The organism is Psychrobacter sp. HII-4, assembly GCF_904846595.1.
Taxonomy (GTDB): Bacteria; Pseudomonadota; Gammaproteobacteria; order Pseudomonadales; family Moraxellaceae; genus Psychrobacter; species Psychrobacter celer.
This window is the reverse complement of record NZ_CAJHBJ010000001.1, coordinates 115,948-139,692: the sequence shown is the minus strand read 5'-3', so window position 1 is coordinate 139,692 and position 23,745 is coordinate 115,948. Positions and strand designations below refer to the sequence as shown.

The 23,745-nt window shown below is 49.0% G+C and carries 17 protein-coding genes; 16 read left to right on the top strand and 1 reads right to left on the bottom strand.

Annotation, left to right across the window (positions count from 1 at the left end; genetic code table 11):
* The first annotated feature begins 796 nt into the window (after window positions 1-796).
* The 9 genes from JMX98_RS00590 (at window position 797) to JMX98_RS00550 (ending at window position 12,330) form a co-directional block, all read left to right on the top strand.
* Entirely contained in the window at window positions 797-2,161 is a 1,365-nt protein-coding gene (locus tag JMX98_RS00590) for an MFS transporter (RefSeq protein WP_201583643.1), read from the top strand.
* 138 nt (window positions 2,162-2,299) lie between these two features.
* A complete protein-coding gene (gene ssb, locus JMX98_RS00585) occupies window positions 2,300-2,902 on the top strand; it encodes a single-stranded DNA-binding protein (protein ID WP_201583641.1) in 603 nt (200 codons plus the stop codon).
* Window positions 2,903-3,379: 477 nt separating this feature from the next.
* Window positions 3,380-3,703: an H-NS family nucleoid-associated regulatory protein gene (locus JMX98_RS00580; protein ID WP_105244013.1), complete on the top strand. Its 324-nt coding sequence runs from the start codon at window positions 3,380-3,382 to the stop codon at window positions 3,701-3,703.
* 162 nt (window positions 3,704-3,865) lie between these two features.
* Window positions 3,866-4,696: a type II secretion system protein N gene (gene gspN, locus JMX98_RS00575; protein ID WP_201583639.1), complete on the top strand. Its 831-nt coding sequence runs from the start codon at window positions 3,866-3,868 to the stop codon at window positions 4,694-4,696.
* Between the two features lie 9 nt (window positions 4,697-4,705).
* A complete protein-coding gene (locus tag JMX98_RS00570) occupies window positions 4,706-5,599 on the top strand; it encodes a type II secretion system protein N (protein WP_227679906.1) in 894 nt (297 codons plus the stop codon).
* A 205-nt stretch (window positions 5,600-5,804) separates the two neighbouring features.
* Window positions 5,805-8,048 (top strand): type II secretion system secretin GspD, encoded by a 2,244-nt coding sequence (gene gspD, locus JMX98_RS00565; protein ID WP_201583629.1) that lies wholly within the window; start codon window positions 5,805-5,807, stop codon window positions 8,046-8,048.
* Window positions 8,049-8,549: 501 nt separating this feature from the next.
* Window positions 8,550-9,557 (top strand): TatD family hydrolase, encoded by a 1,008-nt coding sequence (locus tag JMX98_RS00560; protein ID WP_201583621.1) that lies wholly within the window; start codon window positions 8,550-8,552, stop codon window positions 9,555-9,557.
* A gap of 104 nt (window positions 9,558-9,661) precedes the next feature.
* The gene (locus JMX98_RS00555) at window positions 9,662-10,474 is read left to right on the top strand and encodes a ThiF family adenylyltransferase (protein ID WP_227679904.1); all 813 of its coding nucleotides are present in this window, start codon (window positions 9,662-9,664) and stop codon (window positions 10,472-10,474) included.
* A gap of 35 nt (window positions 10,475-10,509) precedes the next feature.
* The gene (locus JMX98_RS00550) at window positions 10,510-12,330 is read left to right on the top strand and encodes a GAF domain-containing hybrid sensor histidine kinase/response regulator (RefSeq protein ID WP_227679902.1); all 1,821 of its coding nucleotides are present in this window, start codon (window positions 10,510-10,512) and stop codon (window positions 12,328-12,330) included.
* A gap of 84 nt (window positions 12,331-12,414) precedes the next feature.
* Here the strand turns inward: JMX98_RS00550 and efp are convergent, their stop codons facing one another.
* Window positions 12,415-12,987, bottom strand: a complete 573-nt coding sequence (efp, locus tag JMX98_RS00545; protein WP_192996005.1) for an elongation factor P — start codon at window positions 12,985-12,987, stop codon at window positions 12,415-12,417.
* A 194-nt stretch (window positions 12,988-13,181) separates the two neighbouring features.
* Between efp and epmB the strand changes: the two genes are divergently transcribed.
* The 7 genes from epmB (at window position 13,182) to JMX98_RS00510 (ending at window position 23,722) form a co-directional block, all read left to right on the top strand.
* Window positions 13,182-14,189, top strand: coding sequence for an EF-P beta-lysylation protein EpmB (gene epmB / locus JMX98_RS00540; protein WP_201583615.1), 1,008 nt, complete (start codon window positions 13,182-13,184; stop codon window positions 14,187-14,189).
* A 293-nt stretch (window positions 14,190-14,482) separates the two neighbouring features.
* Entirely contained in the window at window positions 14,483-16,276 is a 1,794-nt protein-coding gene (locus JMX98_RS00535; RefSeq protein ID WP_201583606.1) for a hypothetical protein, read from the top strand.
* Between the two features lie 293 nt (window positions 16,277-16,569).
* Window positions 16,570-18,654 carry an EAL domain-containing protein gene (locus JMX98_RS00530; protein ID WP_201583603.1) on the top strand — a complete coding sequence of 695 codons (2,085 nt, stop codon included), beginning with the start codon at window positions 16,570-16,572 and terminating at the stop codon, window positions 18,652-18,654.
* A 56-nt stretch (window positions 18,655-18,710) separates the two neighbouring features.
* Entirely contained in the window at window positions 18,711-19,169 is a 459-nt protein-coding gene (locus JMX98_RS00525; protein ID WP_201583600.1) for a c-type cytochrome, read from the top strand.
* A 99-nt stretch (window positions 19,170-19,268) separates the two neighbouring features.
* The gene (locus JMX98_RS00520; protein WP_227679948.1) at window positions 19,269-20,246 is read left to right on the top strand and encodes an AAA family ATPase; all 978 of its coding nucleotides are present in this window, start codon (window positions 19,269-19,271) and stop codon (window positions 20,244-20,246) included.
* A gap of 84 nt (window positions 20,247-20,330) precedes the next feature.
* Window positions 20,331-21,392: a hypothetical protein gene (locus tag JMX98_RS00515; protein WP_201583595.1), complete on the top strand. Its 1,062-nt coding sequence runs from the start codon at window positions 20,331-20,333 to the stop codon at window positions 21,390-21,392.
* Complete coding sequence (locus JMX98_RS00510) at window positions 21,389-23,722, top strand: transglutaminaseTgpA domain-containing protein (protein WP_201583593.1); 2,334 nt, start codon at window positions 21,389-21,391, stop codon at window positions 23,720-23,722. The genes JMX98_RS00515 and JMX98_RS00510 overlap by 4 nt, the downstream gene beginning before the upstream one ends.
* Window positions 23,723-23,745: the final 23 nt, after the last annotated feature.

The window sequence follows — 23,745 nt, the reverse complement described above, 5'->3', positions numbered from 1 at the left end:
TGATGGATAAAAATACTGATGTATAAGAAGTAGTGAGCGCAACCTGCATTTAACCCAGCCATGTAAAACAGCATCCCAGTCGCGCTATGTTATTTTTAAAGTGTATGAGGGTCAAAATAGTGACACAAAAGATAGCTGGTTTTTATAAACCGCGTTTTTGTAAGCTATGTTTTTACGACAACTATTTACAAACGATTTATAAGCGATGCTTTTATAGACGCTACGCTTTCTTTATTGCTTCGGTTTTTATAATGGCTTTATCAGGCCTCGCTGCGGTTTTTACTCCATTTTTTAGTGCGTGCTTTTTCGCGCGCGTTTTTTATAAGCTGGGTAATCTTTAACCAAATCGTTTAAGGCGGCTAAACCATCTAGGCCATTTTTATCTCACAAGTTTTGTTAGACTCAGCCAATCTAGATCAAATCTGTGTTACGTAACAGGTATCCTTTGTTATGGTTTTGACCAGCACGCTTGTCTTAGTCAGCACTTAACGGCTCAAGCGAATCCGCAACCTTGTTGATAACGTTGTACTTTATTGTCATCATGCGTGCATTATTCAAGGCAAAAAGCCGCTAGAGACGCACTTGGTAACAAAAAACAAAAGTCTCGGCAACCAAACGGCGAATGTCTTATACTAGGGGCCTTAATTTAGAGGGCTTGAATTGTAGGTGAGTGCCCTGATAGATCGACTGTGATATTGATGTATGGCTAATCTATTTTAAAATAAGTATGGTCCTACTGGTCGTCATTTTTAGAGTGAATCGACTATATCAGCAATGATAAACCTGTGAGGCAAGTATGAATAGCGTAGAAAAAAGGGCAATCCTCGGGGTCGGCGGCATCTTTGCCCTGCGTATGATTGGCCTGTTTATGATTGTGCCTGTGTTTTCGGTGTATGGCGACAATTATGCGCATGCTACGCCGTTTTTGATTGGTTTGGCGGTCGGGGTTTATGGGCTGGGTCAGGCGATTTTTCAGATACCGATGAGCCTTGCTGCTGACAAGTTTCCGCGTAAGCCGATTATCTTTTTGGGTCTGATATTGTTTGCTTTGGGCGGTATGATTGCAGCTAACGCCACCGATATTTATGAGGTCATCATCGGTCGAGCGCTGGCAGGAAGCGGTGCGGTATCGGCGGTATTGATGGCGCTACTCGCTGATGTCACACGCGAGGAGATGCGTACCAAAGCAATGGCGACGATGGGCTTGACCATTGCCACCTCTATTATGTTGGCCTTTGCCTTTGGCCCTTTGTTGGTCGGCTCGCTTGGTATGTCAGGCTTGTTTTGGCTGACATCGGGTTTTGCGGTATTGGCAATGATGTTACTGTTTGTGGTGCCGACGCCGCTACGAGTGCTCAAACATAACTTGGACAATAAATCTATCGGTCAGCAGTTGGCCAGCGTGCTAAAAATCGGCGATTTAAACCGTCTGCATATTGGTATCTTTGCCTTACATTTGACCATGACGGCGATATTTGTCCTCTTGCCGCATCAGCTCTCTGAAGTGCTGGGTTTGTCGGTTCGTCAGCAGGGCTTGGTGTATTTGCCGCTATTGTTTATTGGCTTTGCGGTGGCGATACCTTTTATTATTGTCGCAGAAAAAAAGCGCAAAATGCGTCAGGTGTTTTTGGGTGCGATCGGCTTGATGACTGCGGCACTGGCGTTACTGGCGCTGGGTAGCCAAGTTGGTGTCGGTATTATTGTAGGTTTATTGCTCTATTTTATGGGTTTTAACTTACTTGAGGCCACTATTCCATCTTGGATATCCAAGCGCGCCCCAGTCGCGAATAAAGCAACCGCGATGGGGCTTAATTCATCGAGCCAGTTCTTTGGGGCTTTTGTCGGTGGGGCGCTGGGCGGCGTACTCTTGACGCAGCCAAATTTGCTAGCATGGGGCGTACTGGCGCTGATTATGGGCGCGGCGCTATTACTGATATTTCCGATCGCCCAGCCGCCGTATCTATCAAGTACCACCATTACCATTCCTAAAAACATCAATATCCAAGACTGGTCGCGGCAAATGCTGGCGGTAGATGGCGTAGATGAGCTGGTGGTGATGGCAAAAGAGCAGGTGGCCTATCTTAAGCTGGACAAAACCCAGCTCACCGACGACTCGCGACAAGCACTGTCGCATCTGGCACAAAGCCCACTAGATATTTAAATAAAAATTGGTTAAAGTAAAATCAAATCACTGTAAAATCGTATTGTCGATAGCATTAACGATGATGGGGCACATTGGCTTCATTGAATCATCATAGATACGATTCACTAAATTATTCATAAATAAAAGGACGGTACCATGCGCGGAGTTAATAAAGTTATCATCATCGGTAACCTTGGAGCAGACCCTGAGGCACATCAGTTTAATAACGGTGGTAGCGTGACCAATATCTCGGTTGCGACATCAGAGCAGTGGACAGACAAGCAAAGCGGCGAAAAAAGAGAAGCGACCGAATGGCATCGTATCTCACTCTTTAATCGTCTAGGCGAAATTGCAGCGCAGTATCTTCGTAAAGGCAGTAAGGTCTATATCGAGGGCAGTTTGCGCACGCGCAAATACCAAGATCAAAATGGTCAAGATCGCTATATCACCGAGATTCGCGCTGATCAAATGCAGATGCTCGATGGCGCAAGCGGTGGCGGTCAAAGCCAAGGCGGGGGCTATGGTAATCAAGGCGGCCAAAACAGCTTTGGTCAGCAAGGTGGCTACAACCAAGCAGGCGGCGTAGCAGCTCAAGGTATGGCGCAGGGCGGTAACCAAGGGGGTTATAACAATCAAAATGCTTATAACAACCAAAGCAATCCTCAGCAAAACCCATTCAATCAGCCAGCGCAAAATGCCTCTCAGCCTAAGCCAACAGCGATGCCTGATGGTCCAGTCGATGATGATATTCCGTTCTAACTTATACAATAACAAGATGTTGTATTTATAATTCTGTAGCTCATTGATAATAATATCATTGAGCTATTTTTATATCCGTTTTTATTATTGAGTTATTTTTAATAAAAACAAAGTTTGTTTGTTATTAAATATGATTTTTTATAAAATCAAGAAATAATGGGAAGTAATAGCGGATTAAAAATTTACTTAAGTTTACTGTCTGCTGAGTCTATACAAAAATGTATAAAAAACTACTGTTGTGATAAGCGATATTTTTGTTTATATTACTTTTGCTAATAAATTTTATGACCCAAAACCTTTTTTTTGGTTTGAGTATGGCGATATTGAGCTATTTTAAACCAGATGATATTTAATGGGTTTATAATCTTAACGCTGTTATCATATGATTAAGTGATAACTCAGATACTGAGGCAGTTACGTCCTTAATGGTTCATTAGATCATTAAGATTGTTATTTTATTATAGAGTTGGATTTATTATGACTAAAAACAGTGCTATTGATTTGGATAGTTTAGGCGTTGATGAGCTACGTGCCATTACCGAAAACGCTCAGCAACTTATCGCTAAAAAACAGCATCAACGTTTATATGACGCTTATATGCAGTTCGAAAAAATTGCAGAAGACAGCAATACCACCATCGAAGAGATTTTAAAAGCCGGTGAGACGCTGGAGAAAAAACGCAGTATTAAATACCGCAATACTGACAACAGCGAAGAGACGTGGACGGGCCGTGGCCGCAAGCCTACCTGGTTGGTAGAGGCGTTGGCCGCAGGTCGCAAACTTGAAGACTTTGCTGTTTAATTAGCACAGCCAGCGTCTGGTTGCTGAGCCAAGCATCAGATAAAAGCCAGTATCTTTTTTGCCAGTCTTTTGGTAAAAAGATACTGGCTTTTTTTCTGTCATCTGTATGCCATTGTTTGTTATGATAATGACGTTTTTGTCTTATATAAGAGTTATCACACTGTGCCCCAAGTATCTGCGTCGTCTCGTAAGCGTCCCCGTAAGCTGTGGTGGCTCGTTGGGCTGGTGCTCTTTGCGCTATTTGCGGTACTGCAGATGCCTGCCGCATGGGTGCTCAACAAGTATGCGCCAGATACGCCTTATGTGCAGCACGTATCGGGCAATCTCTGGCAAGGGTCTGCTATTTGGCAGATGCCTGTGGCAGCAAGCTCGCTTACGGGGACAGCCGACTGGTCATGGCAGCCTTGGCAGTTGCTGCTCGGTAAGCTCGGTGCCAAGGTTGAGATCCAATCAGAGCAAACCCGCCTGCATGGGCAAGTAAAAATAGGCTGGCACTCGTGGCAGGTAGATAATATGAGTGGCAAAATTGCCCCGTCCACCCTTGCCAGTATCATCGATTGGCAACTGCCCAATACACCAATTCAGGTCAATAATGTCTCGCTCAAACGCCAGACAGCTAGCGGTACCGCCGCCGATGAATCAGCGACCAGCGCCAAGGCGGCAGGCTTTAGCCAAGCAGATGGTCAGCTTACGTGGGTGGGCGGCGAGGTTGGCTATCCAAGTGGCGGTAAGGTATTTTATATCACCATGTCTGCGCTGCGTGCTGAGCTGAGCGCTGAGCAAAAAAACAACAAAGACCTTTTGCATATCAATCTACTAAACCAACAAGATAAGCGCTTGGGTGACTTATATATCGATGGCGATAATATGCTAGATGTCAGTTTGACCCAACGTCTGCTAGAAAACATGCCCGACTATAAAGGACAAGCGCCGCAAGATACGCCAGTCGTCAGTGTGCGTCAGCCTTTATTGGCTGGTTTGGGGGCGCAGTAAATGCTGAATATGAGCGCAAATCTCAAGCCTGTACTCAATATCCTAAATCGTTTTTCGGGTTGGTTGCTGTTTTTGACCATGGTATGGCTGTGCTGGACAGCGGCGCGGCTATTTTGGCTCTTGCTGGCGGCACCGCTCGCACCAGCCTTGCCCTTAGCGCCATTACAAAGCAGCACGGCTTCAGGCAATGACAACGCAGGTTTGTTTGCGATCTTCTCTGACCCCGAGCCGAGTGCAGCGCCTGTGCAGCCGCCACCAAACGTCGAGTTAAAAGGGGTGCTGCTCGCTATACCAGAGAGCCAGTCGTCGGCATTACTCGATGTCAATGGTGAGGTAAAAAACTATCGTATCGGTGATACGCTGACAGGTAGCGACTATGCATTGGTGGCCGTCGATTGGAATGCTGTCGTCATCGCTGATGCCTTTGACAAGCAAACTGTGATTAGAATGGTTGAGGCGATGCCGCTGGATCAAAGCGATAACATAGCAGGTGCGGTGAGCAACCAGCGTTTGCCAGATCATACGATGTTGCCCACCGCGCCGCCGCCAGCTGATATCGACAATGAGGCGGCCATGACAGGCAACGACGCTCGTGACAGTAGTCCGCAATCAGCCATCGCTGAGGCGGTCACCGAGCTGCAAGAAAACCCCGCCAGCTATCTAAGTAGAATGGGGGTGATGGCGTCAGGAGAGAGTTATCAAGTGACGGCGGCGATGCCAGCGCAACTGCGTAATCGCTTGGGTCTTGAGCCAGGGGACAAGGTCATCACGGTCAATGGGCAAAGTGTGGGCAATAATCCTGCCCAAGACGCGGGCATATTGCAGCAAGTCCAGCAAACTGGCGAGGCGCAGATACAAGTGCAGCGCGGCGAGCAAGTGATCACCATTCGTCAGCAGTTTTGATGCCATTTAACAGGTTGCAGCAAGGTTGCGACTTTGGATTTATCGCATTTATAGTAAGCCCATCACCAGATGGATTAAGCGTTCGCTCAGTTGTATCGTTGTGTTTGAGTCTTCACGTTCACATAGTGGTTTTAAATGCTGGCTAGGTAGGTTTTGACCTAAAGCCAGTACATATTTAGCAATATCACTACAGGTAATTATCAATATGGTCAGTTCTCACAAATTTTCAGTCACGCCTTTGCAGCGTATTATGCAGCGTCTGATGCGTATGTGTCGTCCTTTATGTCTGGCGATACCGCTATGGGCTGCCAGTACAGGGCTTGCGAGTGCTGAGAGCTGGAAGGTCAACTTACAAGACGCTGATATCAAGGCGTTTATCAATGAAGTGGCGACCATCACCAATCAAAACTTCGTCCTCGACCCGCGTATCAATGGCAATGTAACGGTGATTTCAAACAAAGCCTTATCACGTGATGAGATTTACCAGCTGTTTTTGAGTGTGATGCAGGTCAATGGCATTGCCGCGATTGATTCTGGTACGACGGTCAAGCTGGTGCCTGATAATGTCGCCAAGCAATCTGGCGTCGCCGTCGATTTGCGCGGAGATAGTGTCGGTGAGTCCTTGGCCACACGCGTGATTTATCTGACCAATACTCAGGCTGCAGAAGTATTGGGCGTCATTCGGCCCCTGATGCCGCAGTCTGCCCATGCTGCTGCGGTACCTGGTGTCAATGCGCTGGTGTTGTCTGATCGCGCCGATAGCCTCAATCAGCTGACGGCGCTCATCCGCGATTTGGACAGCAATGTCAATGATAGCTTGCGCGTGATACCGTTACGCCATGTCGATTCTGAGCGCATGATGGAGCTGATCAGCGCATTGGTCTCTAGTGCAGGCAGCGGGCAAGCACAAGGCGGTAGTAATCAGCTGAAGGTGATTGCTGATAGTGCCAGCGATAGGCTATTGGTCAAGGGTAGTCCTGAGATGATCGCCAAAGTACAAGAGATGGTAAATCAACTAGATACCACGCCTAGCAGGCGCCTTAGCGGCTTACGGGTCTTTCGTCTAAAGTATGCCAGTGCCAGTCATATTGCAGAGATGCTACGCGGACTGCTGGCCAATCAGTCGATCAATAGTGCAGGGGCGACCTCTACTTTGGAATCTGCCTCCCTAAACGACGCCAGTAGTGCCGGGGCAGGACTGAGCAGTGCTGCCAGCGATACCAGTACGAATAGTACGGCTGCATCGGCGTTGTCTTCTGCAGGCGCTGGTGCTGGCAGCGCCAGTGCAAATGGTCGACCCTTTAGTATCATCGCTGATGAAACCCAAAACGCCGTTATCGTCAACGCCGCCCCTGAGCTGATGTTTGAGATCGAAGATGCCGTCAACCAGCTAGACAGTCGCCGCGCGCAAGTGTTGATTCAGGCAGCGATCGTCGAAGTCTCAGGCGATGATGCCACCCAGCTTGGCGTACAGTGGGCGCTGGGCAATGCCAATAGCGGCTACGGTGTGGTCAACTTCAATAACGTAGGCGCTAGCGCTACCTCGCTTGCCGCCGCTGCTTTAGCAGGTGGGTCGAGTATCAGCGCCGCCGCCGGCTCGATAGCAGGCGCGTTGGTCGGTATCGGTGATAGCAGCAAAGACAGCCAAGGCAACACTCAGTTTTATGGCGCAATCTTACAAGCGCTTGACTCGACGACCAGTGCCAATCTGCTGTCGATGCCTTCTATCTTGACGTTGGACAACGAAAAAGCCAGTATCTTGGTCGGGCAAAACGTACCCTTTGTCACAGGTTCTTATACGACCAGTGGTAACTCCTCGACCAATCCTTTTCAGACCATTGATCGTCAGGACATCGGTATCAATCTCAATGTCATTCCGCATATCGGTGACAATGGCACGGTACGCTTAGAGGTCTCACAAGAGGTTTCATCGGTGGTGCCTGGCAGTACTGGCAACGCGAGCGGACTGATTACCAATAAAAGCCTGATTAATACCACGATTTTGGCAGACGATCAGCAGACCATCGCCTTAGGTGGCCTGATGCGTGACAATACCACCACCCGCCAACAAAAAGTCCCAGGGTTAGGCAATGTCCCTGTGATTGGTCGGTTGTTTCGCTCAGACAACGACAGCACCCAAAAAAGCAATCTAATCATATTTTTGCAGCCCACCATCTTACGTGATGGCGGTGCGGTCGCGAGTGTCACTGAGCGTAAATACAATCAGATGCGCGTGTTACAGCTGGTCATTGATAAAAACGGCACAATCAAACAGTTGCCCTTGAGCGGTACAGAAGGCTGGAATGGCAATGTCAGCGCCGACTATGAGCTGATGCCGCTTAATCCTCTCGTACCCAAGCGCGATCAGACTCCAACTGCTGCGCCGCAAGGCTTTACAAAAGTGGACAGCCCAAGTAGCGGTATCACCACCTATCCGTTAAAGCGCTAATGGCTGATGGTGGCTGGTTTTTAATTCACCAATTTTTTAATTCACTATCATCAATCCGGCATAAAGCCAAAGCGCTTACGAGGCCGGATCATGATGTAATCACGCACATGACATCGTACATTAGCTTGCGCATTCATAACACAGATACACATAGCACACTTGATATCGCCATATAATAATGGGTAATAAGTGATTGTTGGTACCAATTGCCAAAAAAACTAAACAAGTATCAAGAGTAGCTATCATGTCAGAGCATCAAAATGACCAAGCATAAAGACAACAGGCATAAAGACCATAAACAGCCAACAAAAAAGTGGCTGGCCTTGGGGCTAACCGCGGCGGCTTTGTTACTGATCCCTCGGCGTAGTAGCCGGCAGTCTGCCACGAGCTGCCATGAGAGCTGCGCAGACCACTTATGACACGGCCGAGTCAAGCGGCGATACAAAAAACTAAGGTAAAGACAGCTGCCAGAGACCCAATACGTGCCGTAGAGTGACGATTATGACCGCTAGCGACTCATCAACCCCTAACTATAACCATGAGAGGATATCTACTATCTACCCGCTCATCGATACGCACACACACTTTGATGCGCCTGTATTTGACCATGACCGCACAGCCCTTGCGCAACAAGCCTATGAGCGAGGGGTGCATCATTTGGTACTGGTGGGGTATTTGGCGCGTCATTTCGAGCGTATGTATGAGACCAAGCACTCACTCACGGCGACTGATGCATTGCAAGACAAAGATTGGGACAATCGTGACTGCCCGCCGATGCCTGTCACGCATATTGCGTTAGGTTTGCATCCTTTTTATATTGAGCAGCATACTGACCAGCACTTGGCGGATATGGCTCAAATGTTGGGGCAAAAGCGTCCTATCGCCATTGGTGAGATTGGACTAGATACGTTTACAGATGCCATGAAAGTCCCTGCCGTGTTTGCCAAGCAGCAGCAGTTTTTTTGCGCACAGTTGGACATGGCAGTGGCGCATCAGTTGCCTGTGATGCTGCATATCCGTAAGGCACATGCAGAGGCACTGGCTATTTTAAAAGCACACGACTACGACGCGCAGCAGCTCGGTGGTATCGCCCATAGTTTTAGCGGCGGCGAGCAAGAAGCCAAGGCTTTTGTCAAACTTGGTTTTAAGCTGGGAGTGACGGGGCAAGTCACCAATCCCAATGCCAAAAAATTGCGCCGCGCGATTAATGCGGCGGTAAACGCGCATGGCATCAGCTGCTTGGTGTTAGAGACGGATTGCCCTGATATGACGCCCATCATGTGTCAGACGGCAGGTGACAGCGCATCGGCATTAGGCCAGTCTCCAGATGATGAGTGGGGCGCGCCGTCTACTGCGGGATGTGCTCATAATAGGAACGTACCGGCCAACTTGCCATGGGTGCTGGCGAGTCTCAGTGAGCTGCTTGAGATACCCATCGACGAGCTTGCCAAACAATTATGGCAAAACAGCAATAATGCTTTACAAACGCGTTGGCCTTATCCCGTATAATGGGGGTAGAAAATCAAGCATCATGTAGACAAGTCATTTCAATTTAAAAGAGCGTTGAATCTGTGATAAGTGATACAAAAAGTTTTGAGCAAATAAATAAAACAATGAGCAACGCACCTTTGGCGATGCAAGCCGAAGATGGGCAGTATGAGCGCCGCTTTCAGGGCACCAAGACGCTTTATGGCGCAGCAGCGGTAGAGACCTTTGCCGCCGCTCACGTCTATGTCATCGGGGTGGGCGGTGTCGGCTCTTGGGCGGCAGAGGCGCTGGCTCGAACCGCGGTCGGCACCATTACCTTGATAGATTTGGACGTGTTGGTCGCCTCCAATGTCAACCGTCAATTACCGGCACTAGACAGCACCTTTGGTCAAAGTAAAATTGCAGCGATGGCCACACGCCTGCAGGAGATCAACCCAAAAATCACCGTAAACTTGGTCGATGATTTTTTGACAGTAGAGAATGTCGCAGCGTTATTGCCCAGTCGCGATACGGCCAAAACAGCCGCCCAGCAGGGCAAACCGATGGTGGTGCTCGACTGTGTGGACGATATGAATGCCAAACTGGCCATCGCGTTGCACTGCCGTTTTAACAAATTAAAACTGGTCTGTGCTGGGGGCGCTGGTGGTAAGATAGACCCAAGCCAAATTCGAGTGAGTGACTTGCGTGAGAGCTATCAAGACCCGCTACTGGCCAAGCTACGCAACAAGCTCCGGCACGAAAAAGGCATCAACCGCGAGCTAAAAGACAAGTTTGGTATCAAATGTGTCTACTCTACAGAGCCGCCACGAGTAGATAAGAGCTGTCAAACAGGAGGCTTGCATTGTGGTGGTTATGGCTCAGCCGTCGTCGTCACCTCAGTGGTGGCCATGGTCATGGTGAGCGAAGCGTTACAATTATTGATAAAGCAGACCGCGTAATGCCAACCGTCTGAGATTATTAAATGGAGTCCATCTTGTCTACAACCAACTTGCCAACGCTCAGCTATCCGATCGCAGTCGATGAAGCTGCGCGCATCAACAAGCTAAGAAAGTATCAAGTGCTCAATGACAATGATGAGCCTGCATTTAAGCGTTTGGTAGAGCTTGCCAAGTCTTTTTTTGGCATGCCGATTGTCACCATCACCTTTATGGACGAGGAGACGCAATATCTCAAGTCTGCCCATGGCTTAGGTGAGGTATGCCGAACCTCACGTGAAGTGGCAATCTGTAATTATACGGTGCTCTCCAATGACGTTTTTGTGGTGGCGGACTTATCAAAGGACAGCCGCTTTAGCCAAAACCCTTTGATTACCGAGTCACCGCATTTACGGTTTTATGCAGGGGCGCCTATTATCTTACACGAGGATCATAAAAGCTTTCGCTTGGGCTCTTTGTGCCTGATGGATACCAAACCGCACGACGACTTTGATGAGTCGCAAGCGAAAGTACTGGCGCAATTTGCCCTGATCGCAGCAGATGCGTTACAGCTACAGGACAAGCAGCGCGATGCCAAGCATGCCAATGAGATGAAGTCGGATTTTTTGGCCAATATGAGCCACGAGATACGGACACCGATGAATGGCATCATCGGTATGGTGGAGATGCTAAGCGAGACGGAGCTTAGTGACGAGCAACAAGAATACGTGGACAATATCAAGGTGTCCAATGAGCATTTGATGGCGATTATCAATGGGATTTTGGACTTATCAAAAGTTGAATCTGGCAAAATGACCCTTGACTCCATTCCGCTCAACCTCTCCACGTTATGCAACGAGGTGGTGAGCCTCTTTGCGATAAAGGCACGTCAGCGCGGGCTGATATTAGATTATCACTATACTGAATCGCTATCGCCTTATGTACAAGGCGATCCGATACGGCTCAAACAAATCATCGCCAATCTGGTCAATAATGCCATCAAGTTTACCCGTGAAGGGGGGCGGGTGAGTATCGCGGTCAAGCACGTGCCCAACTGCTACTGTGTCGACGATACCGACCACACTCATGACAGTCATCATCACTCAGGTGAGGCGATCCGCGTACCAGCCAACCTCTCGAGTAATCACCCTGCCGATGATACGGCGGTGTCTGCTGACTATATGACCGTATGTATCGAGGTGACAGACACAGGAGTGGGCATCAAGCCTGAGTCGTTAGAGGCGATATTTGATGCCTATGATCAAGCGGATAAGTCGACGCACCGGCTTTATGGCGGTACAGGGCTTGGGCTATCTGTCTGTAAGTCGTTGGTAGACTTGATGGGCGGTGAAATCAATGTCGACAGCGAAGTGGGCGTTGGCACGACGTTTAGTGTCCTGCTACCGCTGCCCACCATTGATGCTGCCAAATATGAAACTTGGCAGAACGCTAATGAGCTCATCACAGATGAGCCAAGTCATGAGCGGGCAGGTCATATCTTGCTGGTCGAAGACGATGCGGTAAACGCCATTATTGCCAAAAAAACCTTGACCAACAGTGGGCATGTCGTCACCCACGTCACGGATGGACAGCAAGCGCTTGAGATATTTGCCGTATCGCCTGATCGCTATGATTTGATTTTGATGGATCATCATATGCCGATTTTGGACGGGGTACAGGCCACCATCAAGCTACACGAGCTCTATGATCCGCAGTCTTTGCCGCCGATTATCGCTTTGACGGCCAATGCGATGGACGGCGAGCGTGAAAAATATCTCAAGGTTGGGATGCAGGATTATTGCACCAAACCCTTTAAACAAGAGCAGCTCAATGCGCTGGTGCAGTATTGGCTGATTCAGCAGTCATCCAATCAAGAATAGCGGGGCAATAAAAAAGCTTAACCTTTATGATAAAGGTTAAGCTTTTTTTGTACTCAGTAACAATCAGTAAATAGTAAGCGTCGACTAGTTGACACGGGTCTGGTAGTCACCAGTACGGGTATCCACACGGACCACTTCGCCCTGCTGGACAAATAATGGTACACGTACAACCGCGCCAGTCTCTAGCGTGGCAGGTTTGCCGCCGCCGCCTGAGGTATCGCCGCGTACGCCAGGATCGGTCTCTGTGATTTGCAACTCAACAAAGTTTGGTGGCGTGACGGATAAGGGTACGCCATTAAATAAAGTAATGACACAAAGCTCATTACTGTTGTCCTTTAGCCATTTTGGCGCATCACCAACGGCCGCTTTGTCGGCTTGTAGCTGCTCGAAGGTTTCTGGATGCATAAAGTGCCAAAACTCACCGTCGTTGTATAGATAGTTCATTTCAGTGTCTAGTACGTCAGCGGCTTCCAAGCTGTCGCCTGATTTAAACGTTTGCTCAAGTACTTTGCCACTACGAAGGTTACGCAGTTTGACGCGGTTAAAGGCTTGACCTTTACCCGGTTTGACAAATTCGTTTTCAAGAATGGCACAAGGATTGCCATCTAGCATGACTTTTAGACCTGCTTTAAATTCATTGGTAGAAAAACTTGCCACAAGAGACTCCTAAGGGTTTGTAAGTAGGGGGTATCACTATGCTATGTGCTGGTGGTTGCAGGGCTTATTGCGCCAAACCTCATACCATCACTTGTGTCTGTCGCACTTAGCAAAATAGGCTAGGCGGGATACTTTGATAGGGCAGACACTAAGGGCGTATAATAGCGGCTTTTGGGCACAGGTAATAGGCTGTCATGATAAACCATTTAATCACACAAAAAAACTGGCAAACGCAATTATCCGAAGCCATTACATCCGTGGATGAATTGCTTAGCATCCTAAAGCTTGAGACGCTACGCACAGAGGTCTATGTGCCGAAACACTTTGCGCTACGTGTGCCGCGTGCTTTTGTTGCAAAAATGAAAGTCGGCGACCCCGAGGATCCGCTGCTCAAACAAGTTTTGCCCGATCAGCAAGAGCAAATAAAAGTCACAGGCTACGTGGCGGACCCACTAGAGGAAAACGACCAAAACCCTATCAAAGGCCTGCTGCACAAATACCAATCAAGAGTGCTGCTGACCATCACGGGGGCTTGTGCGATTCATTGCCGCTACTGCTTTCGTCAGCACTTTGATTATAGTGCCAATATGCCCACCGCCGATGCCAAAGCACATATCATTGACTATATCACAGCGCACCCTGAAATCAATGAGGTTATCTTAAGTGGCGGTGATCCCCTAAATGTGACCAACAGGCGACTGTTTGCATGGCTGGACACGCTTGAGGCCATCCCGCAGCTGACCACCGTTCGTCTGCATACGCGCTTACCACTTGTGATTCCTGCGCGTTTGGATGCGCCGCTATTAGATAGGCTGGCCAAAGGTCGCTGTCAGATTGTGATGGTTATCCACTGCAATCATGCCAATGAGATTGACACGCTGACGGCGGAGCATCTACAGCGTGCAAGAGCCGCTGGCATTACATTACTCAACCAAGCGGTGTTGTTAAAAGGCATCAATGATAGCGTGGCGATACAGACGCAGCTCAGTCAGCGCCTGTTTGCCGCAGGTGTGCTGCCGTATTATTTACACGTTTTGGATAAAGTGGCAGGCGCGGCTCATTTTGATAGTGATGAGTACAGCGCTGTGAGGCTATACTGGTCGCTGCTGGCGGCTTTGCCAGGGTATCTGGTACCCAAACTGGTCAGAGAATTACCGAATAAACCCTTTAAAGTGCCGGTTAACATTTACCATGATGTTTGATATGCAAAATATGCTATATTAAAAATTAGTAAACAAAGAATGACTAATAAAGAGTGGGCGAGCTGCTGACTACCAAACAAGCAATATCAATAGTGACGCTTGGTAAAGGATTTATCCAGCGTGCGGGTAAGGATGGTATTAAAGTATAGCCATGCGAAGTAAAATCGATACGCTGTTATTAACGTGCAACTGGCATCAGCTTTTCTTGCTTGCCTGTCTGACAAAACGGCTTCGCGGCCAAACTATTCGATATCACGAAAAGTTATTAGGATTAAAAGTTATTAGGAATCTGGATGATCACCCTATCGACGTTTCAAGAGTATTTGTCTGCTACAAAACTGCAGTCAACGACAGCAAGGCGTTCTGTTGATAATGAAGCGCGCTATTTGCAGACACTATTGACCGGTCTGCCGTCACAGACACATGAGGCGCAAGCTGAGCGGCTAGAAGAGATTTTGAAGGGCTTGCAGGCAGCGGATATGGAGGAGGAGCAGCGCCTTAAGCTCACCGCTTGTGTCATCGAGGCCGCCGAGCAATTGATTGTGGCGCTGCGCCAACACTATATTTATGAGACGGCTGCCTTTAGTGAGGCGCAGATGGCGTACGTGGCTCAAGTTCGGTCGTTATATTATTTGGTTATCATGATCTATGATGGTGTCATACAGCGTGAGATGACAAGCTCCATCCATCCCGATAAATCTGCTACAAAAAACGGTTGGCAGCATTATTTCAACCATGAAAAGCGCGCATCAGCCGTGCTCGCCCTTGCTATCTATCAGTCACTATTGATGTATCAAAAGCTCTTAGGCGAGGCGGCGCTCTGCTACCAAAAGCCGTCATCGTACTTATGGTCTAAGATCAATCAGCTGTATTACCTTGCTCATCAGCAGCGCCTAACGTTGATGAGTCTGAGCGCCCATACGCTCACTCAGCGCGCAGACAGTATTCACCGTCTGTACTGTCAGCTATGTTTGCACAGCTTATTGAACGTACGTGCCATGCGTCGTCCTAATATCTTGTTGGTGCAGCGCTTGTTGCCTGAGTGGGCCGAGCATCTGCTCGCCACCATAGAGCCTGAGAGCGAAACCCGAGTGTTTGTCAATTTAAAAGACAGTGAGCCGCCCACTTACTTGACGGCTCATTCATGCATCAATCCTTATGAGGATCGGTATGAGTGCTTATTTATAGAGCTGACACCGATGATTACCTATCTGCAGGCACGCAGGCAGGCATTGATAAAAGAAGGCCGAGAAGCGGTGGCGTGCGCGCTGCTCAATAAAGTAATCATGACGCTCACGTATCGCTATCTGCAACCTCAGCTGACGTTGCCAACCAAGTATAGCTCAAAGCAAGACGCTGTGGTGATTGGCGGATTTAACGACATGCATTACCGAGTCAGTCAGGGCTGCAGCTTCACCAAATTGATTGTAGCAAACGAGCTGCCAGAGGCACACCGGCCTCATTATGATACCCATCAGTTGCCCACCAACACTCATACGCGGTTGAACGCTGAGACATTTGATGGCGATGATAGCTTATCGTTGTTTCGCATCTTGCGACTGCGCACTGAGCCTGCGAGCATGCCAGCAGATCGTCAACCACCGACGCGGACTGGGCAGCTCGATTCGAGTCCTCTACCTATAGATGCAGATATCCAACATGACACCAGTCATAAAACCCGTGATGAGCGCGTGGCCGTGCCGGTGCCATTACAGATCATGAGGCTTTTTTTGTTATGTCGTGCTGAGACTGCGACCACCCTTGATTGCTCGATAGGGCTGACTCGCTGGGTCAATGCCGATGGCGCTACGCCAGAGATTGAGTGGCAGGTACTCGGACACAATCCAGCGGCTTGCGGTCTACGTGTCGATAGTGATGACACGCGTGACCGGCACTTTGTGCCAGCTTTTATCATGGGGAAAGACGAGCAGCTCCAAACCGAGGCAAGCCTCATTGTCCCAACTGCCCATTTTCAGGTCGATGATCGGGTCATCATGCGTATCAATCAGCAGCAGACGCCGTTACGTTTGGGGCGACGCTTATTAATGACTGATGAGTTTAGCCAATATGAAGTGCTACGCTTATAGTTTGACTACCAGCACTATTGTTTGATTTGAGGCAAGCTTTATCAGGCCTGTAGTAGACACGAGAAAGTCTGTGTTTTTGCATTTGAATCATGGATAAGTGCCAAAACATACTGCGCGAACTCCCGCTAATGAAACTCGCCTGCAGGGGGTACAGTTATTGTCTATAATGGCACAAATTGTTACTCTATTGATGCGATACCCAATCTGCTGACCAAGCACTGAATAAGCAAGCTCAGGTATCAAACATCACTGATAAAATACGATCGTATGATCATAAGATTAAAAGGCCATTTATGCGCACTCAGTCTATCCTAAACCTGTTAGTCATCAATGATGATCAGCTCTATGCTGAGCGGCTTGTGCAGTTATTGAGCGCTTATTATGACAGTGTGAATTTGGGGTTTTTGGACGATAAAGAAGAGCTGCTAAGGCTGTTGCGTCAGCCATGGGATGTATTGGTGTTTGGCAGTGCTTATGACATGAACTTCACCGAAGTGGTGGGCATCGTGCAAGAGCAAAGTATTGATTTGCCGATGATTTGTCTGTTTCATGATGAGGCGGCAGCCACCGCACAAAATGACGACGGCTTGCCAGCTATTGTCAGCGGTACAATGGTCAAGGCGCTCAAAGCCGAGCAAGAGATGGCAGTGGTGATGGCTATTTGCTTGCAACATGACAACTTGCGCAGCCGCCGTGAGCTAAAGACGCTACGCCATGTCATCTCTGAGGCGGAGCAACGCGCGAACGTATTGATTAAAAACTCCAAAAGCGCGGTCGCCTATATCGATCAAGGCATCCATATATTTGCCAACGACCCCTATCTGCAGCTTTTTGGCTTTAAAACCATGAACGATGCCATCGGCGTGCCAGTCGTTGATTTGATTTCAGGCGGGGATAGTGTCAAAGGCTTTAAACAGTTTTTGCGGCAGTTTGAGAAAGGCAATCGACAAGAGGTGGAGTTTGAGTTTGAAAGCAAACGTACCGATGGTAGCACCTTTGAGGCCAAACTACAGCTTGCCTCAGCCACCCTAGACGGTGAGCCTGTCACCCAAGTTATCATTCAGCAAAACACCAATAACAGCGCTGAGGTGGCCAAGCGCTTAGCGGAGGCTGAGCGTAAAGATAAACTGACTGGTATCGACAACCGCCATGGTTTTGAAAAACAAATGGCGCTGGTGTACGAGCAGGCACGACAAGGGCTACTGACAGCAGGGCTTTTGTATATTCAGCTCGATAATGTGGGTAAAATAAAAAGCAGTTTGGGCCTACAAGGGGTCGATGCGACGGTCAAGCAAGTCGCCTATATGTTAGATGAGCTGATAGAAGACGGGCATGTGAGCCGCTTTAGTGATACGGTGTTTACGGTGCTTGTCGAAGACAAAAGCGCCAGCGAGCTAAAAGATTTGGCACAGCACATTGTCACACGCATTAGTGAGATGTTTATCGAAGTTGATAAGCGTACCACCAGTACCACCGTCAGTATTGGTATCGTGAAGATAGAGAAAAATGCTGCAGAGCCTAATGTACTGCTCGAGCGTGCTATCGATGCCATCAATCAAATCATGATAGAGACTTCCAATCATGGCGGGACGTACCATTTGTATGACCCAAGTGAGCATGCCAATAGTGATGATCATGCACTGGCTGAGTCTTTGGTCGATGCCATTACCAACAATCGTTTTGAGCTGTCATTTCAGCCCATATATGACATCAGCAAAGACCGTAGCGACTTTTTTGAGGTGTATCTGCGCTTACCGCTGGCAGATGCTGACAATACCGTACTCACCCCTGATCAGTTCATGGCTGTCGCCAAGACGCATAATTTATTAGAAAAAATCGACCGCTGGGTACTAATCAATGCCTGCAAAAAAATAAACGAAGTCCGTAAGACCCATCCTGAGGCCAGACTGTTGGTGCAGCTCACCGGGGCGTCGCTGGTCGACAAAAAACTGCCAAATGTGGCCAGTCAGTTGATCAAGGCGGTCGGCGGTGCCGCTGGAGTCTTGACACTGCAGTTTAATGAAAAAGACATCTTGGACTATCTGACCGTTGCCAAAACCCAGTTTTCGGCATTGACACAAGTCAGCTGTCAGTTATGTATCAATAACTTTGGCTCATCTGCTAAGTCTATCGAAATCGCCAGCTTTGTACAGCCAGATATGGTGCGTTTAGCGCGAAGCTATATCCAAGACATCAATTCTGCAGATAATCTCAACACGGTTAAGTCTTTGATTGTGCGTACCTCTGAGGTCCATGCTGACGTGCTCATGCCATATATCGAGGATGCCGCAACGATGTCGGTGGCGTGGAGTGTGGGCGCACGCTATTTGCAAGGATACTATCTAGAAGCGCCCAGCGAGACCATAAAAGTCTCATAACGCCATGCCTCATCCTGTTTTTATCTGTTATGCCTTTTAACTGAAGATTGTCAAACATGTTTATGATTCGTCAGTATCGTTTGTGCGGCCTTGTTGCCGCTGTTTTATTGCTCAGTGCGTGCAGAGAGCAAGTGCCTGCTGATCACCGTGATCCCGTGACATTGCCGCTATATACTGAGGGCGATGCCGACAACGGTGCGATCATTTATCAAGATGCCTGCGGTCAGTGCCACCAGCTAAATGCAGGGCTAAACAAAAAAGGCCCGCAGCTGATGAATATCTACGGCGCGCCTGCCGCCGCCCTCGAGGATTATACTTATAGTGAAGGACTAAAGGCGTCAGGCTGGGTATGGGATGCACAGACACTAGACTCTTATATCGCCGATGCGCAAAAGAGTATGCCAGACTCAAAAATGCTCTCAGACCCGATGCCGGATGCAAAAGAGCGAGCAGATGTGATTGCTTATCTGTCAACCCTAAGGGCGCCGCCGCCTGCGACCGATGATGGCAATTGATCGCAGACTTATTATGTTTATTCATCAAAAATGAGCCAATAACTGACTATGAGCCATGCAGCGATCGACCCCGCTTCTAGCACCACCTCTCAGCCAACCATGCAGCTGGCAGATACGGCGGCCTTGAGTGCCGCTGACTATCAGCACAATCAGCAAAAAATAGCTCAGCTGCTTGGGCAACTAAACCACATCGTTTTAGATAAGCCGCAGGCGATTAAGTTGGCGCTCAGTGGCATACTGGCGGGTGGTCATTTATTGCTACAGGACTTGCCTGGTATGGGCAAGACGACATTGGCACAAGGGCTAGCCCAGCTGCTTGGCCTGAGCTTTAATCGTGTGCAGTTTACCAATGACATGCTGCCCGCTGATATTTTGGGCATGAGTATCTTTGAGCAAAAAAACCAGCGCTTTGAATTTCGGCCCGGGCCGATCTTTACGCAGTTGTTACTTGCGGATGAGATCAACCGCTCTAGCCCCAAAACCCAAAGCGCGTTGCTAGAGGCCATGGAGGAGCGGCAAGTGACGCAAGATGGGCAAACCTATGCGCTGCCGCAGCCGTTTTTTGTCATTGCCACCCAAAACCCATTACAGCAAGCAGGCGTCTATCCACTGCCTGAGTCGCAGCTCGACAGGTTTTTGCTGTGTATCTCGCTTGGCTATCCATCGCCTGCCGCTGAGCGTGAGCTTTTGCAAGGTCAAGATCGCCGCGAGCTACTAAAAGAGCTGCCCGCGGTACTTGATACCGAGGCGGTATTATTGGCGCAGCAGGGTGTCAAGCACGTGTATGTGGCTGATGTGGTCTTGGACTATCTACAGCGGCTGGTCGCAAAGACACGCGCCAGCTCGGAGTATCATGGCCTTTCACCACGTGGTGTGCTGTCGCTACAGCGAGCAGCGCAGGCTTATGCGTATATATCGGGGCATATGGAGGTGACACCAGAGGACATCCAAGCGGTGTTTGCTGCCGTCACCGATCATCGCCTTGGTCAGCGTTTTGTGCCCGCGCATGTGACTGGTGGACAAGCGATGCAGACCATCGCCCAACGTATTTTGGCTGAGGTGGCTGTTATTGTTTGACCGTCTGTTTACTCATAATAGACTCACTTCTAAAGCTGCTCGTTTATTAGCGATAAGACGATTAATTTTGAGGATAGGGTCGTTATGAGTCTGTTGCCAAATGCCTTTACTGTACCAGCGGACTCTGCATTACGCCGCTGGTTTGCCGCGCGTGCACCCAAAAGCGATAGCGCCACCCTCACGCTGCGTAATGTCTATATTTTTTTTAGTCGTGAAGGCCTGCTGTTTGCTGTTTTGTTAATCATTACTTTTATCGCTGGCATCAATTATGGCAACAACTTGGTGCTGGGTTTGTGCTTTTATTTGGTTAGCGTCTGGCTTATCAGCTTTCATGTGACCTTTGCCCATATCTCAGGTCTCAAGGTGCAATTGATAGATGTTACTATGGCAGAGGCAGGTGCGCCTGTTTGGGTGACCTTAAAGCTGATTAGTGAGAGCCGCCAACCAAGACGGCAGCTATTATTTGGCTTTGAGCAGGTAGAGAGCAAAGGGCCACGCAAAAAGACTAAAAAGACCGATAAAAAAACCGACGCCCGAGCAAACGCTGGCGCTGAGCCTCAAACCTCCCTACTGGTGACACGGCTACAAGGCGAACAAACGATTCGCCTGCCAGTACAAACGCATAGCCGCGGCCAGCTGGTGCTCCCCAGACTCACCATCAAAACCGTCTACCCGCTCGGCATTATGCGCGCATGGTCTTATGTGTATTTTGCCCGTCGCGCTTGGGTGTACCCCAAACCTGAGGCTTTTGATTGGCAAGCACAGTATGCGCTAGCCAATGAAAAAGATCTGCCAACAGGTGGGCAATATCAGCAAGGTCAAGATGATTTTGAGCGGCTCGACAACTATATTGAAGGTGAGTCGCTGGCCCGTGTGTCGTGGGGGCATGTGGCACGCGGTCAAGGCATGTTTACCAAGCATTTTGCCGATCCGGTCGGTCATGAGCAAACGTTGGATTATGCCGATATGCCAGCCGCGCATCATGAACAAAAACTGGCACAGCTGGCTTATGGCGTACAGACCTTGGGTGAGCTGGGCGTACCCTTTACGATGCAACTACCGCAAGATAAATCTGCCGGCGCGGCGATGGGGGCAGGTGACAGCTTTGTACAAGCGTGCTTGCTAAGGTTGGCAAAAGCGCCATGAATCATTCTACACAGCCTTTATTAAAAAAAACGATAGCGTCATCGAGTCGCTTTGATAAAGCAGACGCTATAAAAACTGCCAGCTTTAAGCAGCTGGCCTTGGGTCATCATCGCAGTGCACAGATAGTACACGGCGAAAAGCCAAGCGGATATGCCAAACTTTTTGCTTTGCCTGCCTATTATTGGGTGTTGATCGCCCAAGTGGTCATTATCTTACCGCATGCAGCCCATCTGCCATTATGGCTAATGGGGTTTGCGGTGGTCAGTATTATTGCTCAGCTGCCGCGTGTGAAAGCGCGATTTAGAAAAATAGCACATCTAAAACGCGTCTATCAGGGCATGCAGATGCTCGGGTTTTTGTTAGGGCTGGCAGGGCTATGGCTGACTTATCACACCGCTTTCGGCCTCGATATGGGTGTGGCGTTTTTGGTGCTATGCTTGATTAGCAAGCTGTGGGAGCTCTATAAGCGCCGTGATGCCTATGTGGTATTAAATTTATCGCTATTTGTCCTCGCCGCGCTATTTTTGATGGATCAGGGCTTGGTCACGACGTTTGAGGTAATCGTGGGGGCGGTTACGGTGCTGCTGGCCTTTATTGCGCTAAATGACGACGGCAATGCTCGTGGTGATGGTCGCTTGCGTACTTTAGGTGTACTGGGTATTGGCGCATTGCCGTTATTGGTCGTGCTGTTTTTGTTTTTCCCGCGCCTGCCTCCGCTATGGTCAGTGCAGCTCTCAGGTCAGCAGGCGACCACGGGTGTCTCTGATAGTATGTCACCCGGTGATTTTGCCAATTTAGGACAATCGACCGAGCTTGCATTTCGGGTAGAGTTTGTAGATAACCGTCCCCCGCAGCAGCAGCTCTATTGGCGCGGCTTGGTCTTTAGTGAGTTTGATGGGGTCACGTGGCGTCCTAGCCCTCAGCAACAAGAGTGGCGGCCTGCACCGCAAACGCCTGCTTGGATTGAGAATGCCTTTGCAACTATCCCTGATGAAGCGAAAGTTGCGCCGACCAACTATGAGATTATCCTAGAGCCAACGCAGCAAAGCTGGCTGTTTGGGCTTGATTATCCGTTTACGCAGCGCCAAGACGTCAAAATCACCTCAGACTTTACTTTATTAAAAGATCAGCCGGTGACTCAGCAGCTGCGCTACGAGGTATTGCAGTTTGCACCGATGCGTATCGACCCTGTTCTCTCTGATGAGTCGCGCCGTCTCAATCTTACACTGCCAGCTGACGGCAACCTGCAAGCGCGAACTTTGGCGCAGCAGTTATTCGCTCAGTCAGATTCAGACCCTGTGCGCTATATGCAGGCGCTGGAGCGCTGGATTAACCAAACGGACTTTCGTTATACACTGTCTCCGCCACAACTGAATAATAACCGTATCGATGAGTTTTTATTTGAGACCAAAGCGGGGTTTTGTGAGCATTATGCTTCCAGCTTCACCTTTATGATGCGCGCCGCTGGCATTCCAGCACGCGTCGTGGCAGGCTATCAAGGCGGCGAGCCCAGCCGTGGCGGCAATGTCTGGGAAGTGCGGCAAAAGGATGCGCACGCTTGGACGGAGGTTTGGCTTGACGGTCAAGGCTGGCTACGTGTCGATCCGACGGCCTTTGTCGCGCCTGAGCGTGTCGAGCAGGGTATGGAGGCACTGACGCAGTCGCAAGGCGCGGCGATGTTTGGCGACGGTGCTGGGGCACAAATCAGCTATCAGCAGTATCAGCTGCTACAAACCTTACGCCGCCTCTCCGATCAAGCCAGCTATTATTGGCAAAAAGATGTCGTTGGTTACGATCAGGACAAGCAAGCCGACTCGCTACTCAAATGGTTTAATATCCGCTCAATCATGCAGCAGATTATATGGCTGACGGTCAGTGCTATCATGGTGATGGCTATAGTCATCTTAATCATTTGGCAACGTCGCCGTAAGCGTTGGCATCCAGCAGACCTACCACTTGCACAGTTATCAAAACGTATTGGTAAAAGTGATAAAGAGTTGGCTCGTCAAGAGAGTGAAGGGCAGCTGGCTTGGCTTGAGCGCTTGGCAATAGCGGTTGATGACCGAGCAAATGATTCAAATACTGATATCGACGCTGATACCACTGTCTATACCACTGCCGATACCAATGCTAAAAGTAGTAATAAGAGCAGTAAAGTGAGTAAGCTAACAGATAGCGGGCATTCAGAGATTGTACAAGCAAAAATCTTGCAAATGAGGCAGAACTATCGGCAGCTGCGTTATGGACGTCTAAGCAGCCTTGAAACCAATGATAGCGAGTACCAAACTATCCTAAAGCAGCTTAAGAAAGATGCACGTGAATTGTTCTAATGGCTGTTTTGTGAAAGTGTTGT